This window comes from Streptomyces sp. NPDC001770 (assembly GCF_053596135.1).
The window spans coordinates 76,656-89,363 of record NZ_JBSFFN010000034.1; the positions used below are offsets into that span (position 1 = coordinate 76,656).

Here is a 12,708-nt window from a genome sequence, read left to right on the forward strand (position 1 = left end):
CGTCGGCGGCCCTGTCCGTCTCTCCGGTGGCTCGCCGCTTCAGGGAGTGCGGAGTCCCTCGGTGAGCGGAGGGTGATCGAGCCCACTTCGCAGAACTCCTCCGCGCAGAATATGTGACTTCTTCATGAATCCGTGAGAGCGCCTCGAACGATTCCGGGGCGAACCAGTACGACACGCGCCTTCTGGTCAGTGCAGCGGCTGAACACTCCAGTGCTCCGTATCGCATCCTGGGAGTTGGTCGAACAACTCCAATTGTGGAATTTTCTGCCGGTGGCACGGGCATCGGCAACCTTCACCGCCGTAGCGCACCCGACGTCACCCGAAACGTCCAATATTTGAACCCGTTGGCCATCGAAGGGGAATTCTCCGCACACCTTCGGGGTGGTGCTGGTGCCTGTCAGTGCATCTCCGTACGGAGTCAAGGTTTTCGCATCGGTATCGAGGCTGTATTTCGGCAGATTTCCGTAGCCTGCCACCGTGTAGCCCCTCTTTTTGTTGTCGAAGAGGCTGACGCCTTCTTTGCTTTGAACTCTCCAGTCGACCTTGACTGAAAAGCTGACGACGGAATCTGTGTAGGCGAACAACTCGAACGCCTCGGAATCCCTGGTGGTGAGCTGAACGGGGAAGCGCACCGCAGGGACCATCGGGTCGACCCAGCTGTTGTCGTAGGCCCCCAGTTGCACGGGCTCCTGGTCCAGATTCATATCCATGAGCCTGTTGCTCGAGTTCGCTCCGCAGCCCTGCGTGTTGACGACCACCAGCCCACTCCTGGGTCTCTCCCGGCGGGACACCTCCACATGCAGGCCCGTGATGAGCGAGGCTTCCTCGCTCGGTGTCGTAGCGGTCAGCAGGAAGGCCATTCCTCCGCTCCCTGAAATGGGGATTCCCTCTTTCGCCAGCGATTCGAACGAAAGCTTCTCCGGAGATTTCTCCATTTCCTCGGGGGTTCGATCCAGATACCAGCCCGTGGGGCAGCCTTCGAGTGAGCCTATCAAGTGCAGAGGTGAATCGTCTGGTGTCGGAGGAACCGGTGCGTTGTATGTGATGCGGCAGTCCGCCTCACCCGAGCATTTATTGCTGTTGCTGGTGCCCCCCTGGCAGGCCGGCAGTGCTAAAGAGAGGCAAGCCGCAAGGGTGAGTGCCAGTGAACGCCTGACGGAAATCATGGAGGGGATCTCTCGTCCCGTGCTCACTTGCCCGTGGAGTTTTCGATGCTGCAGTCGACCTTCGTCCCGCTGCAATTGTTGTTGCTCCCGCCCGAGCCTCCCGAGAGTGTGACAATCGCCGCGATTATGGCAGCAATTACTATTGCCGCCCCACCGATCCAAGCGGCGACCACCTGGGTATCGCGTCGCCTCCGGCTGCTGTTCGGCACGTCTTTCCTCCTGGGGGCTGCCTGTATTTACTCGCGTTCCGCAGCCTAGGACCCGCCCGGGTCCTGGCGCAGGTGTTCGAGCGATTGGTCCGGATCGTGCCTCTTCGGATCAACGTCGGCGCGCGGCGGCGTGCGCCGGGGACTCGCCCTGGTCGACGGAGGTGCCCGCCCACATGGCGGCCGAGGCGCGCAGGGCTCCGTACGCCTCGTCGCCCGTCGCCGAGCCGGACCGCTCGTCCGACGGGGGAGTCGTCGTCATCGGCGCTCCGGTCTTCGAAGGGGCGGGTGCGAACAGGCTTACGCGCAGGTGCGGTTCGCGCCGGTACGAGGGTGGGGGACGGGACCGGGCGTGAGCCGGGTGAAGTACTCGTGGCCCAGGATGCGGGTCCGGCGCTCGGCGTCGAGGCGGGAGAGGACGGCGGGCAGCGGTCGTACGCCCAGGAGTTGACTGCGGTGCGCGCTGATCGCGGCCCACTTCCGGGCGAGTTGGTCCGTCACGTCCACGGCTGCGGTCGCGTACGCGTCCGGCACGCTCAGCGCCGTTTTGCCGACGCCGTGCAGCAGGTGCCCGAGCTCGCCCACCCCGGAGGCAGGGTGGGTCCCCGCGTAGAGGGCGTCGGTCCGCCACGGCTCACCGGCCTCGGGGTACAGGCCGGCGAGCCCGGCGGCCTCCACCGCGAGCAGGGTCACCTGATGGGTGCGCCGGTGGTCCGCGTGACCGGTGAGCTGGCCGAAGGCGTCATGGGTGAGGACGGCGGCGGGGCGGAACCCCCTGATCTGCGCGACCACGTGCGCGACGGCCTCGTCCAGGTCCACATCGCACAGCCGGGGCCGTCCGGGAGCGGAGGAATCGTTGCGGGCGTCGCGGTATCCGAGCATCCGCGGTGAGCCCGCGCCGAGAACCTCCAGCGCCTCGGCGAGCTCCGCGGCCCGGGGGCTGTCCGGTGCCCAGGTCGTGGTGACGACCGCCGTGCGGGAGCCGGCGGCGGAGTGCTGGGCGAGCACACCACCGGCGAGGATGCTCTCGTCGTCGGGGTGCGCGAAGACCCCCAGCACCGACGGGAGGACAGCGGCGTCCGGGGAGAGCGAGGGGGCCCAGAGGGCGGGTGCCTCGGTTCGGGGCGGGGTGTCGGGCACGGTTGCCTCCAGGGGCGGACGGTGCGGAGGGTGCGGCCGGCGCGGGCAGGCGGACCGGAGTGCGGCCGGGCCTTGGTGAACCAGCCGGGCGGAAGGCCTGTCGAGTACCTCGCCCGGCGGGAGTTGCTCGTCGGGGGTACCGCGCCCTCCCGCCGAAGTGCGCGGACCGGTCGGCCCTCGCGTTTGCCACGGATGGCTCTCCCTCCGGGTGGACGGCGTGGGGTGTCAGGTGCGGTGGCCGGTCCGGCCGGGGCACGGGCATCAGGTTCAACGACGTGACGGGGACGACGGACGCGCGTGTTTCGGTCGAGCCCGGGGCGCGGCACACCAGGCCGTACGTACGTGCAGCCTGCATCAACCCGTGCGGCACAAGGGGCCCGGCCCGGCGGGAAATGGCCGAAACTCCCGGGCCGCACGCCGGAGGCCGGGCGCGCCACGCCCGGCGGGCCGGGCCCGGTGCCCCCGGACACCGGCGCCGTGAGGTCCGGTTGCCGCCCGGCCGGGGCCCCATGACGATGAGGGAGTGGAAGACGGAGGGCCGTCCCGGGCGGCGCGGCAGGAACAGCGCGCCCTGCGCGTCTCGATGGCCGTCTCGGTCGTGCTCGCGCTGGCGGGCCTGGTGTGGGGGCTCGTGGCCGGGTCGCAGGCGATCCTGCTCGACGGCGTCTACACCGCCCTCGGCCTCGTCCTCTCCTGGATCGCGCTCCGCGCCTCGCGCGTCGCCGCGGCCGGTCCGACGCGGCGCTTCCCGTTCGGGCGGGAGTCCCTCGTGCCGGTGGCCGTCGGGGTACAGGGACTCGCGCTGCTCGGGACGTTCGGCTACGCCGCGGTGGAGGCGGTACGGGTCATCCTCGGGGGCGGGTCCGAGGTGGCGGCGGCAGGGCTGGCCGCGTACGGAGCGGTGAGCGGCCTCGCGTGCCTCGCGGCGTACGGCTATCTGGCGCGCCGCGGCCCGCGCTCGGACCTGATCCGTACGGAGTCGACGGTCTGGCTCGCGGGAGCGGTGACCAGTCTCCTCATCGCGGTCGGCGGGGTCGCGGCGGTGCTTCTGGGCATGACCGTGTGGCACGCCGCGAAGGCGTACGCCGACTCGGTACTGGTCCTGCTGACCTGCGCGCTGCTCGGCGCTCTGCCCGTACGCATGCTCCGGCAGGCCACGTCCGAACTGCTGGAATCCGCCCCGGAAGCGGCCGTGCAGCAGCGGGTACGTGAGGTGGTGGAGCGCGTGCGCGCGGCCGAAGGACTCCCCGAACCGGTGCTGCGCACCAGCAAGGTGGGCCAGAAGCTCTACGTCGAGATCGCCTTCGTGGTGCCGCCGGACAGCTGGGACGTCGCGGGCGAGGACCGGGTGCGGCACGCGCTGCGGGACGGGCTCACCGCCCTGCCCTACGAACCGTGGAGCGTCGTCGAGATCACCTCGGACCCCGGGCTGGTGCGCTGAGTCCGCCGGACGGCCTTCGGATCACCGGCCTATGGATCACCGGCCTTCGGATCGCCGGAGGCCGTACGGCGGGGTCGTGCCTCGCATCGCCTTCCGTGGCCGTGCACCTCGTGCACGCCGTGCACCCCGTACGACCCTTCCTGCCGCGGGTGTTGCCGTACGAACGGCCGCTGACGACCGTCTGGAGGTAGGCGACGGCTTCGGCCTCGGTGGCGCCGAGGACGACATGGGTGCCGAGGACGACATGGGTGCCGAGGAGGCGGATCGGCGGCCGGCAGGGCGGCCTCGGCCGGCACGGAGCCGGCAGTCACGGCTCGACCTGTTGACCCGGGGCGTGGTCCCCGCGCTGCGCCGCGCGGGTCTCTTCCGGCACGACTACGAGGGGCCGACCCCCAAACACCACCTGGGCATCGCCCGGCCCGGGCGGTGCTTTCCGGCGAGGACCCGTGGCGGTGAGTAAATGGTCCATTGCACACCGCTCACGACCGGCGGGCGCTACCGTGGTCGCCGTGGAAGACCTCGACGCCGAAGAAGCCGACAAGTGGCCTCTCCCGCCACCCTGGATGTGGGACTGCGAAGACTGTGTGACCCTCTACCGGCGGATGCGGGAAGCGCCCGAACTCGCGGCAGCGGCCCGGGAGGAGGTGGGGCCGGGCATCGACTGCGACCCCTTCGACCAGGTGATCACCACGCAGATCAGGCTCTCCCAGCACATCGCCAACGAGCACACGGCACACGTACCCGCCACCGCTCCGTCCTGCGGGCGGTGCGCCTCGGACGCGGTGTCCACGACGATGCCGCGGGCCCTGGTCCTGGAGCACCGGGCCCGGCACCTGGTCGTCCCGCCCAGCATCGTGGGCGGCATCTGAGAGCCGGGCCCAGGCCGCTAAGCGTCCTCCTCCGGCAGGACCGGGGCGAACCCGATCAGCCCGAGCCGCTGGGTCGCACGGGTCAGCGCCACGTACAGGTCGTTGACCCCGCGCCGGGAGCCGGTCCTGATGCGTTCGGGCGCGACGACGACCACCGAGTCGAACTCCAGCCCCTTGGACTGCCGAGCGTCCAGGATCACCACCGGGGCCGCCAGGTCGGGGTCCGGTCCGAACGATGCGCCCGGCAGGGCCTCGGCGAGCTCCATGTGGAGCTCGCGCGGGGCGATCACCGCGAGCTTCCCCTCGTTCCGGGACTCCCGGGCGACGGCCTCGGCCGCCGTACGTACCAGCTTCTCCGGCTCGGCGGTCAGGGTCCACGGCGCGACACCGGTGGACCGCACCGACCGGGGCGGCTCGAAGGACGGATCGGCCTCGCGCCGGACCTCTGCGGCCGTCTCCATGATCTCCTTCGGCGTGCGGTAGTTGACGTCCAGGCGGGTGTGCTCCCAGCGGTCGCCGACGTACGGGCCGAGGATGTCCGCCCAGGCGTCGGCCCCCGCCGCCGAACCGGTCTGCGCCGGATCGCCGACCAGCGTCATGGAGCGGGTCGGGCAGCGGCGCATCAGCAACCGCCAGGTCATCGCGGAGAGTTCCTGCGCCTCGTCGACGATGATGTGGCCGAAGGCCCACGTCCGGTCGGCTGCGGCGCGTTCCGCGGCGCTGCGGTGGTCCGCCTCCTCCTGGCGCTCGGCGAAGCGTTCGGCGTCGATGATGTCGTGCGCGGAGAGGATCTCCGCGTCGTCCTCGTCCTCGAAGTCGGTGGAGCGCGAACCCTCCGAGAGGTCCAGCACACCCTGGGCGTACGCGATCTGCTTGCGGCGCTCGGCCTCTTCGGCCGCCCGGAGGGCGCTGTCGTCCTCGCCGAGCAGCTCGGCGGCCTCGTCGAGCAGGGGGATGTCGGCGGGGGTCCACTCGGTGCGGTCCGTCAGGCCGGTGGGGTCGGTGTCGTCGCGGCGGACCGCCTCCGCCTCGCCGGGCGGGAGTCCGGTGGGCGCGGCGAGATAGGCGGCGAGGAACTCCCCGGGGGTGAGGCGGGGCCAGAGGCCGTCGATCGCCGCGTGCACCTCCTCGTTCCCGGCCACCTCCTCGTGCAACTGCTCGATGTCGGAGGGGTCGAGCAGGTTGGGGCCGCCGAGCGGGTCGGCCCCGATGCGGTCCGCGAGCTGCCGGGTCAGCGCGTCGACGATCCCCGCGGCGAACGGCCGGCGGGCGAGGTTGTGCGGCAGCCCGGTGTTCCGGGCCTCCGCCCTGACGCGGGCGACCGTCTCGCGGTCGAGGAGCAGGGTGTCCTGGTCATGGGCGATCCCGACGGGGTCGGCGGGCAGCCGCTGGAGGCCGGCGACCGCCCCGCGCAGCGCCTCGGCCATCCGGGCCGCACCCTTGACGGCCGCCGCCTCCGGGGTGTCCGTGCCGGTGGCCCGTACCCCGGGGAAGAGCTCGTCCGGGGTGGCCAGCAGCACGCCGGTCTCGCCCAGGGAGGGCAGCACGTTGCCGATGTAGCCGAGGAACGCGGGGTTGGGGCCGACGATCAGCACCGCACGGCGCGCCAGCTGCTCGCGGTACGCGTACAGGAGGTACGCGGCGCGGTGCAGGGCCACCGCCGTCTTTCCGGTGCCGGGCCCGCCCTCCACGACGAGCACACCCCGGTGCGGGGCTCGGATGATGCGGTCCTGCTCGGCCTGGATGGTCCGCACGATGTCGGTCATGCGGCCGGTACGGGTGGCGTTCACGGCGGCCAGCAGCACGGCGTCGCCGTTGGGGTCCTCGTGGCCGGTACGGAGCGCGGGCGCGGTCTCGTCCAGATCCAGGATCTCGTCGTGCAGGGCGGTGACCCGGCGTTCGCGCGTGGTCAGGTGTCTGCGGCGGCGGAGCCCCATGGGGGTGTGGCCCGTCGCCAGGTAGAACGGGCGGGCCACCGGGGCGCGCCAGTCGATGAGCAGCGGGGTGCGCGCCTCGTCCTCGTCACGGATACCGAGCCGCCCGATGTGGTGGTGCGCGCCGTCACGGAGGTCGATCCGGCCGAAACAGAGCCCGTCCTCCACGGCGTTCAGTGTGGCGAGGCGGTCCGACTGCTCGGCGACCGTGACGTCCCGCTCCAGCCGGGCCTGACGGCTGTGCACGGGCTGACCCAGCGAACCCCGCACGGCGCCTTCGGCCCCTTCCCGCAGGGCGTCGAGACGTTCGTGGAGCAGGGTGACGAATTCCTGCTCGCGAACCATTTCCTCGCTTGACAATGTGACTCCAGAAAAGATAAGGTGAGCCCTGTGAATTTCTTCCGTGATGTCGCCGGAAGCTGGTGCGAAGTTGACGCATCGAAAGCACGGAAACATTCAGTTTAAGCAGAAGGACGCCTCGGACGCCAATGCGGTCCGGGGCTTTCTTGCGTTCCCGGCCGATTGCGTCCGTTCTGTGCGCGGTCCGTGCCGTTCCGTCCGCTTCTCCGGTCGCACGGTTCCGTTCCCGGCCCTCCGCGGAGGATGCCGCGGGGGGTGCGCGCGGCGTAGCCTTCCGGCATGGATTCTTCCGCCGAGTGCCCGTCCGGTACGGGCACGGCAGCCCCGGGACCGCGCCCCGCCGGGCGGTCCGCCGTCGACGGCCCCATGGCCGCGCCCGAGGTCACGTACACGGAGTGCCGCCGGTGCGGCACGCTCATCGCCGGTCTGGACGGGCGCTACGCCTGCCCGGGCTGCGGCTGGGTCAACGACCACTCGGAGGGGCACCGCGCCCTGCCGACCGCCGAGGACGACCCCGACTTCCCGGGACCGGCCGGCGTCCGCCGCCGTACGGGCGCGGGCGCGGGGCAGGCGACGGGCGTGGTCCGGCGCGGTCCGGCGCCGGAGGCGCGGGCGGAGTGAGCCGGGTCCGGCAGGCCCAAAAGCTCCGCGGGCCCGCGTCAGGGGCGCCGGGGTGCCTCGTCGATCAGGGTGGCGAAACCGTCCAGCAGGCGTTGCAGGCCGAAATCGAAAAGCATGTCGAGATCGAAGTCGTAACCGGCCGCGGCGATGCGCTCCAGCGTCGGGAACGCACCGGTCGAGAATGCCTCCCGGAGTTGTGATTTCTGCGTGTCCATCCACTCGTCGCTCGTCAGGCCGGTGAATTCCTCGGCCACGGCTTCGGGCTCGATATTGATCGCGGTACCGCGCACGTAATTGAACAAGGTGATGTGGAGCGTGAAGTGCGTCTGGCCGCCGAGTCCGCGCCCGCCCAGCGCCTGAAGCACCCACTCGGTGAAGGGCAGGGCTCCGGCGAGCAGTTGCGGCCGGGTCACCGAGAGCGCGGGCGCGAGCCACGGATGGCGGCGGAACGTTTCCCACAGCAGCCGGGCGGCGAGTTCCAGCCGTGCCCGCCACCCTGCCGGGGGATCGGCGGGAAAGCGCCACTCGGCGCAGGCGGCGTCCATCATCTGCGCCAGCAGGTCGTCCTTGTCGGTCACGTGCCGGTAGAGCGACATGGTCGCCGCCCCCAGCTCGTTGGCCACCCGCCGCATCGAGACCGCGCCCAGCCCCTCGGCGTCGGCGACCGCGATGGCCGTCGCGATGATCCGCTCCCGGGCGAGCGCGACGACCGGCCCGCCCGCGGCGCGAGCCGGGGCCGGGGTCGTGGCCACAGGTGAACCAGGGGCCGGAACGGAGGCCGGGCGGCGCGCCCGTGCGACGCTCTCGACCACGGTGCCCACGCCGGACACCGGGCGGACCAGCCCCTCGTGGCGGAGCTCGGCGATGACCTTGGTCGCGGTTGCCATGGCGACCCCCCACTGCCGGGCGATCTCCCGGGTGGAGGGGATGCGGTCCCCGGGCCCGAGCTCCCCGGACTCGATCCGCTGCCGCAGGACCCCGGCGATCCGGCGGTAGGGCGGCTCCTGCGGCAGCGCCCGCCGCACTTCCCCGTGCGCTGTTCCCTGCCGCTCCATGACCCCTCCGCACTAGTACACCTCTGCGGTCCGCACTGTACTGCCTGACTGCGGCAGAGGGCGGCAGTCTCCGGAAAACCGCCGGGAGAACGGGCGTGCCCGACTGTTCCGTACTAGTACGCGGGCGTCCAAATCCCTTGCTTTCTCGGGGATTTCAAGGTTGCTTCATACGCTGCGTACGCCGTACATTCGCCTCCATGGGAAGAAATGACGTACTCATCTCCGGCGCCGGTATCGCCGGCCCCGCCCTCGCGTACTGGCTACGCGCGGCCGGCTTCCAGGTCACGGTCGTCGAGCGGGCGCCGAGCCCCCGGCCCGGTGGGCAGACGGTGGATCTCCGTGGTGCGGGCCGGGAGGTGATCAGCCGTATGGGGCTCATGGACCGGGCGCGCGCCGTCGCCGTCGAGCAGCGCGGTCTCGCCCTGGTGGACGCCCGGGACCGGATCACCGCCGGGATGCCGACCGCCGCTTTCGGCGGGGAGGGGATCGTCTCCGAGATCGAGATACTCCGTGGCGATCTCGCCCGCCTCCTGTACGACGCGACCTCGCCGGCCACGGACGCCGCATCGGCCGCCCCCGGCACGGAGTACCTCTTCGACGACACCCTCACCGGCCTCGTCCAGGACGGCGACGGCATCACGGTCACCTTCGAGAAGGCCGGCCGGCGCCGCTTCGGGATCGTGGTGGGCGCCGACGGGCCGCACTCCACCGTCCGGGCGCTCGCCTTCGGGCCCGAGGCCGACTTCGTCCGCCCGCTGAACTGCTGCACCGCGTGGTTCACGGCCCACGAGGAGTGGGACCTCGGCGGCTGGTTCCGGATGTTCAACGCTCCCGGCGGGCTCGTCGCGTCCGCACGCCCCGGCCGGCTCCCCGGCGAGATCAAGGCCGGACTCAGCTTCCGCGCGGAGCCCTTCCCGTACGACCGCCACGACATCGACGCCCAACGTGCACTGCTGGAAGCCCGGTTCAAGGGTGCGGGATGGGAAGTCCCGCGCCTGGTAGCGGCGATGCACACCTCGGACGACTTCTTCTTCGACTCCCTGGGGCAGGTGCACCTCGACAGCTGGTCGCGCGGACGGGCCGTGCTGCTCGGTGACGCCGGGTACAACCCCTCGCCCCTCACCGGCATGGGGACGAGCCTCGCCCTCGTCGGCGCGTACGTGCTGGCCGGCGAGTTGTCCACGCCCGGCGCCGGTCACCGCGAGGCCTTCCGGAACTACGACCGGATCATGCGCCCCTACGTCGCCCGGGCGCAGCAGCTCCCGCCCGGCGGCACCTCCGGGTACGCACCGAACGGCGCGCTCGCCATCCGGCTGCGCGCCGCCTCGATGCGGTCGATGAACCGCTGGCCCATGCGGCAGATGCTCGCCGCCCAGTTCGCCAAGGCAGGGGACATCGACCTGCCCGACTACGCCCACCTGACGGCCGCCGCGGGGACGCCCTCCTGAGCGCGCCCCCGCGTCAGCCGGACCGTGCCTCAGCTCTCCTGCGGGTACGCCGTCTCGTACGCGGCGCTGAACAGCGCCTTCACGTCGTGCCCCGACAGCCCCTCGGTGCGCGCCTGGACCAGCCACGCGTCCAGCGAGGTGCGGAGCGGCGAGTCCGGACCCGACTGGGGCCGGGCGAGGTCACGGGTGATGAAGGTGCCCGCCCCCTGGCGCACCTCGGCGAACCCGAGGCGCTCCAGCTCCCGGTACGCCTTGAGGGTCGTATTGGGGTTGACCTTGGTGGTGGCCGCCACCTGGGCGGCCGTGGGCAGCTTGTCCCCCTCCTGGAGGGCGCCCATCCGCAGGGCCTGCTCGACCTGGTGCACGATCTGCAGGTACGTGGCGATGCCACTGCGCCGGTCGATGCGGAAAACGACCACTGCTCTTCACCTTCCGCTCGACTGAGGAGACTTTACGGACACGGAGAGGGCTCCGTCACAGCGGGCGCCGCGAGACACGCCACACGACGAAGACCGTGAGGACGGCCGTGGCGGCGAGCAGGATGCCCGCGCCGGTCCACTGCATGGAGGGCATCTGGTCGTAGTCGAGGTACTCCATGACGTGGTTGACGATGCCCTTCTCCTTGATGCAGGCGTTCTGCGCGGTCTCGGTGGCCTCGGCGCAGGTGCCCCAGCCGTAGAGCGTGCCGTCCGCGGTGCCGACCCAGCTGTCGAGCACCTGGCGCCTCGGGACGCTCGTGGGTTCCCCGTTCAGCGGGTAGGTGAGCAGATGGCTGGTGCCGAGGCTGTTGCGGATCTGGTCCCAGGCGACGTTCGCGAGGACGGAGAAGCCGAGGGTCACCGTCATGGACAGCATCACGCGGCGGAGCAGGACCCCGATCGTGACGCCGGCGGCCGTCAGGAAGAGGCAGAACGCGGGCAGTACCGGGCCCGTGTTGTCGAAGGTCGCCGCGTCCAGCCAGGCGGCCGGGAAGACCGTGCGGTACGGCTTCCACCACCAGGTGTAGAGCGCGGAGAGCACCAGACCCGCGACGAGGGCGATGCTGTATCCCACCGTCAGCTTGGCGATCAGCCAGCGCCGCCGCGGTACCGACTGGGTGGTGACGAGCTGCGCGGTGCCGTGCTCCCGGTCGGAGGAGATCAGCGGGGCGCCGACGAAGACGCCGAGGAGCACCGGGAGGGAGCCGAGGGCCAGCATGAGATAGCTGTAGCGCTGGCCGAGTTCCAGCTGTGTCGTCAGCTCCTTCCGCGGCCAGCCGGCCGCGTTCAGTGTGTCGGTCATCTCCCCCCGCAGGTAGAGGATCGCGGCCGAGCCGAGGACCACCAGCGCGAACACGGAGTACAGCGTCGCCCGGTGCTGACGCACCATCAGCCAGGTCAGGCCGCGCAGCGGGCCGCGCCGGACGGTTCCCGCCCCCGTGGCGGGGTCGGTCAGGGTGGTGGTGGTCATGATGCGGAGATCCCCTCGGCGTCGGTACGGGCACCCGGGGTGAGGAGCGCGGGCGCGTCCGGTGAACGGAGGTGGGCCAGCAGCACCTCCTCCAGGCTCGGTTCGCTGATCTGCCAGTCGCCGGCGAGCGGCCCGACCGGGCGTACGAGCGCCTGGAACTGGCGGCCCCGCACGCGGGACTCGATCACGGTGTGGCGGGTCAGCTCCGGCGGCAGCCCGCCGTCCGCCGCCAGCCCGGTCACCAGAGCGTGGGCGGGCACCAGCGTGTCGGTGTCACCGGCCATCCGGAGCCGGCCCTCCGACACCACCAGCAGGTAGTCGCACATCTCCTCCAGCTCACCGAGCATGTGGGAGGACATCAGGACCGTGGTGCCGCGCTCGGTGGCCTCCGACATCAGCAGGGTGCTCATCTCGTCGCGCGCCAGCGGGTCGAGGTCCGACATCGGCTCGTCGAGCAGCAGCAGGTCCGGGCGCTTGCCGAAGGCGAGCGCGAACGCGACCCGGGTGCGCTGGCCGCCGGAGAGCGTACCGACGCGGGCGTCCAGCGGGACCCGGCCCGAGCGGACGATCCGTTCCGCCGCCGCCATGTCCCAGCCGGGGTTGAGCTCGGCGCCCATCCGCAGCGTCTCGGCCACCGTGAACCGCTTGAAGAGCGGCTTGTCCTGGCCGAGGAACGCGAACCGGGGCATGGCCGAAGCATCGTCGACCGGGATGCCGAAGACCTTCAACCCGCCCTCGGTCGGGTCGATCTGCCGGGACGCGATCCCCAGCAGGGTGCTCTTGCCCGCGCCGTTGGGTCCGACGAGACCGCAGATCCGGCCGGCCGGGAGCCGGAAGGAGCAGTCCCGCAGGGCCCAGCCGCGGCGGTACCGCTTGCCCAGGCCACGGGCCTCCAGGGCCCATCGCTCGGATGTCTCGCTCGGTGTGTTCGGGTGTTCCACGCCTCGCCCCAATTCCATGAGTCAATTAATGGAATAATTGACTGAGGGATGGGGGGCTGTCAAGGCGGGCCCCCGCGG

The 12,708-nt window shown here is 71.3% G+C and carries 12 protein-coding genes; 4 read left to right on the forward strand and 8 right to left on the reverse strand.

All coding sequences use genetic code 11. The annotated features are described in order from the left end of the window. Positions 1–122: 122 nt before the first annotated feature. The 3 genes from ACWCSV_RS26870 to ACWCSV_RS26880 form a co-directional block, all read right to left on the reverse strand. Positions 123–1,166, reverse strand: a complete 1,044-nt coding sequence (locus ACWCSV_RS26870; RefSeq protein WP_451146402.1) for a hypothetical protein — start codon at positions 1,164–1,166, stop codon at positions 123–125. Positions 1,167–1,484: 318 nt separating this feature from the next. Beyond that, positions 1,485–1,634 carry a hypothetical protein gene (locus ACWCSV_RS26875; protein WP_451146404.1) on the reverse strand — a complete coding sequence of 50 codons (150 nt, stop codon included), beginning with the start codon at positions 1,632–1,634 and terminating at the stop codon, positions 1,485–1,487. Positions 1,635–1,672: 38 nt separating this feature from the next. Continuing rightward, on the reverse strand, positions 1,673–2,431 hold the full coding sequence (locus tag ACWCSV_RS26880) for a PIG-L deacetylase family protein (RefSeq protein WP_451146468.1): 759 nt from the start codon (positions 2,429–2,431) through the stop codon (positions 1,673–1,675). Positions 2,432–3,035: 604 nt separating this feature from the next. Between ACWCSV_RS26880 and ACWCSV_RS26885 the strand changes: the two genes are divergently transcribed. Together ACWCSV_RS26885 and ACWCSV_RS26890 are read left to right on the forward strand one after the other, a co-directional pair. After that, the gene (locus tag ACWCSV_RS26885) at positions 3,036–3,953 is read left to right on the forward strand and encodes a cation diffusion facilitator family transporter (protein WP_451146406.1); all 918 of its coding nucleotides are present in this window, start codon (positions 3,036–3,038) and stop codon (positions 3,951–3,953) included. 509 nt (positions 3,954–4,462) lie between these two features. After that, positions 4,463–4,822, forward strand: a complete 360-nt coding sequence (locus tag ACWCSV_RS26890) for a hypothetical protein (protein ID WP_451146408.1) — start codon at positions 4,463–4,465, stop codon at positions 4,820–4,822. 17 nt (positions 4,823–4,839) lie between these two features. Here ACWCSV_RS26890 and ACWCSV_RS26895 read toward each other — a convergent pair whose 3' ends face one another. Continuing rightward, on the reverse strand, positions 4,840–7,101 hold the full coding sequence (locus ACWCSV_RS26895) for a HelD family protein (protein ID WP_451146410.1): 2,262 nt from the start codon (positions 7,099–7,101) through the stop codon (positions 4,840–4,842). A gap of 294 nt (positions 7,102–7,395) precedes the next feature. On the opposite strand from ACWCSV_RS26895, the gene ACWCSV_RS26900 reads away from it, so the two are divergent. Beyond that, positions 7,396–7,737 (forward strand): hypothetical protein, encoded by a 342-nt coding sequence (locus ACWCSV_RS26900; protein WP_451146412.1) that lies wholly within the window; start codon positions 7,396–7,398, stop codon positions 7,735–7,737. 38 nt (positions 7,738–7,775) lie between these two features. Here ACWCSV_RS26900 and ACWCSV_RS26905 read toward each other — a convergent pair whose 3' ends face one another. Continuing rightward, a complete protein-coding gene (locus tag ACWCSV_RS26905; RefSeq protein ID WP_451146414.1) occupies positions 7,776–8,792 on the reverse strand; it encodes a TetR/AcrR family transcriptional regulator C-terminal domain-containing protein in 1,017 nt (338 codons plus the stop codon). A 197-nt stretch (positions 8,793–8,989) separates the two neighbouring features. On the opposite strand from ACWCSV_RS26905, the gene ACWCSV_RS26910 reads away from it, so the two are divergent. Next, a complete protein-coding gene (locus ACWCSV_RS26910; RefSeq protein ID WP_451146416.1) occupies positions 8,990–10,240 on the forward strand; it encodes an FAD-dependent monooxygenase in 1,251 nt (416 codons plus the stop codon). Positions 10,241–10,269: 29 nt separating this feature from the next. Here the strand turns inward: ACWCSV_RS26910 and ACWCSV_RS26915 are convergent, their stop codons facing one another. The 3 genes from ACWCSV_RS26915 to ACWCSV_RS26925 are packed head-to-tail and all read right to left on the reverse strand — an operon-like array spanning position 10,270 to position 12,648. Continuing rightward, positions 10,270–10,659, reverse strand: coding sequence for a GntR family transcriptional regulator (locus ACWCSV_RS26915; RefSeq protein ID WP_327175410.1), 390 nt, complete (start codon positions 10,657–10,659; stop codon positions 10,270–10,272). 55 nt (positions 10,660–10,714) lie between these two features. Continuing rightward, complete coding sequence (locus tag ACWCSV_RS26920; RefSeq protein ID WP_451146418.1) at positions 10,715–11,689, reverse strand: ABC transporter permease subunit; 975 nt, start codon at positions 11,687–11,689, stop codon at positions 10,715–10,717. Further along, positions 11,686–12,648 carry an ABC transporter ATP-binding protein gene (locus ACWCSV_RS26925; RefSeq protein ID WP_451146420.1) on the reverse strand — a complete coding sequence of 321 codons (963 nt, stop codon included), beginning with the start codon at positions 12,646–12,648 and terminating at the stop codon, positions 11,686–11,688. The genes ACWCSV_RS26920 and ACWCSV_RS26925 overlap by 4 nt, the downstream gene beginning before the upstream one ends. Between the last annotated feature and the right edge of the window lie 60 nt (positions 12,649–12,708).

Coding starts and splice junctions, on each gene's coding strand:
- ACWCSV_RS26905 (WP_451146414.1), bottom strand. CDS start 8,792: ATGGAGCGGCAGGGAACAGCGCACGGGGAAGTGCGGCGGGCGCTGCCG.
- ACWCSV_RS26900 (WP_451146412.1), top strand. CDS start 7,396: ATGGATTCTTCCGCCGAGTGCCCGTCCGGTACGGGCACGGCAGCCCCG.
- ACWCSV_RS26920 (WP_451146418.1), bottom strand. CDS start 11,689: ATGACCACCACCACCCTGACCGACCCCGCCACGGGGGCGGGAACCGTC.
- ACWCSV_RS26875 (WP_451146404.1), bottom strand. CDS start 1,634: ATGACGACGACTCCCCCGTCGGACGAGCGGTCCGGCTCGGCGACGGGC.
- ACWCSV_RS26925 (WP_451146420.1), bottom strand. CDS start 12,648: ATGGAATTGGGGCGAGGCGTGGAACACCCGAACACACCGAGCGAGACA.
- ACWCSV_RS26895 (WP_451146410.1), bottom strand. CDS start 7,101: ATGGTTCGCGAGCAGGAATTCGTCACCCTGCTCCACGAACGTCTCGAC.
- ACWCSV_RS26870 (WP_451146402.1), bottom strand. CDS start 1,166: ATGATTTCCGTCAGGCGTTCACTGGCACTCACCCTTGCGGCTTGCCTC.
- ACWCSV_RS26910 (WP_451146416.1), top strand. CDS start 8,990: ATGGGAAGAAATGACGTACTCATCTCCGGCGCCGGTATCGCCGGCCCC.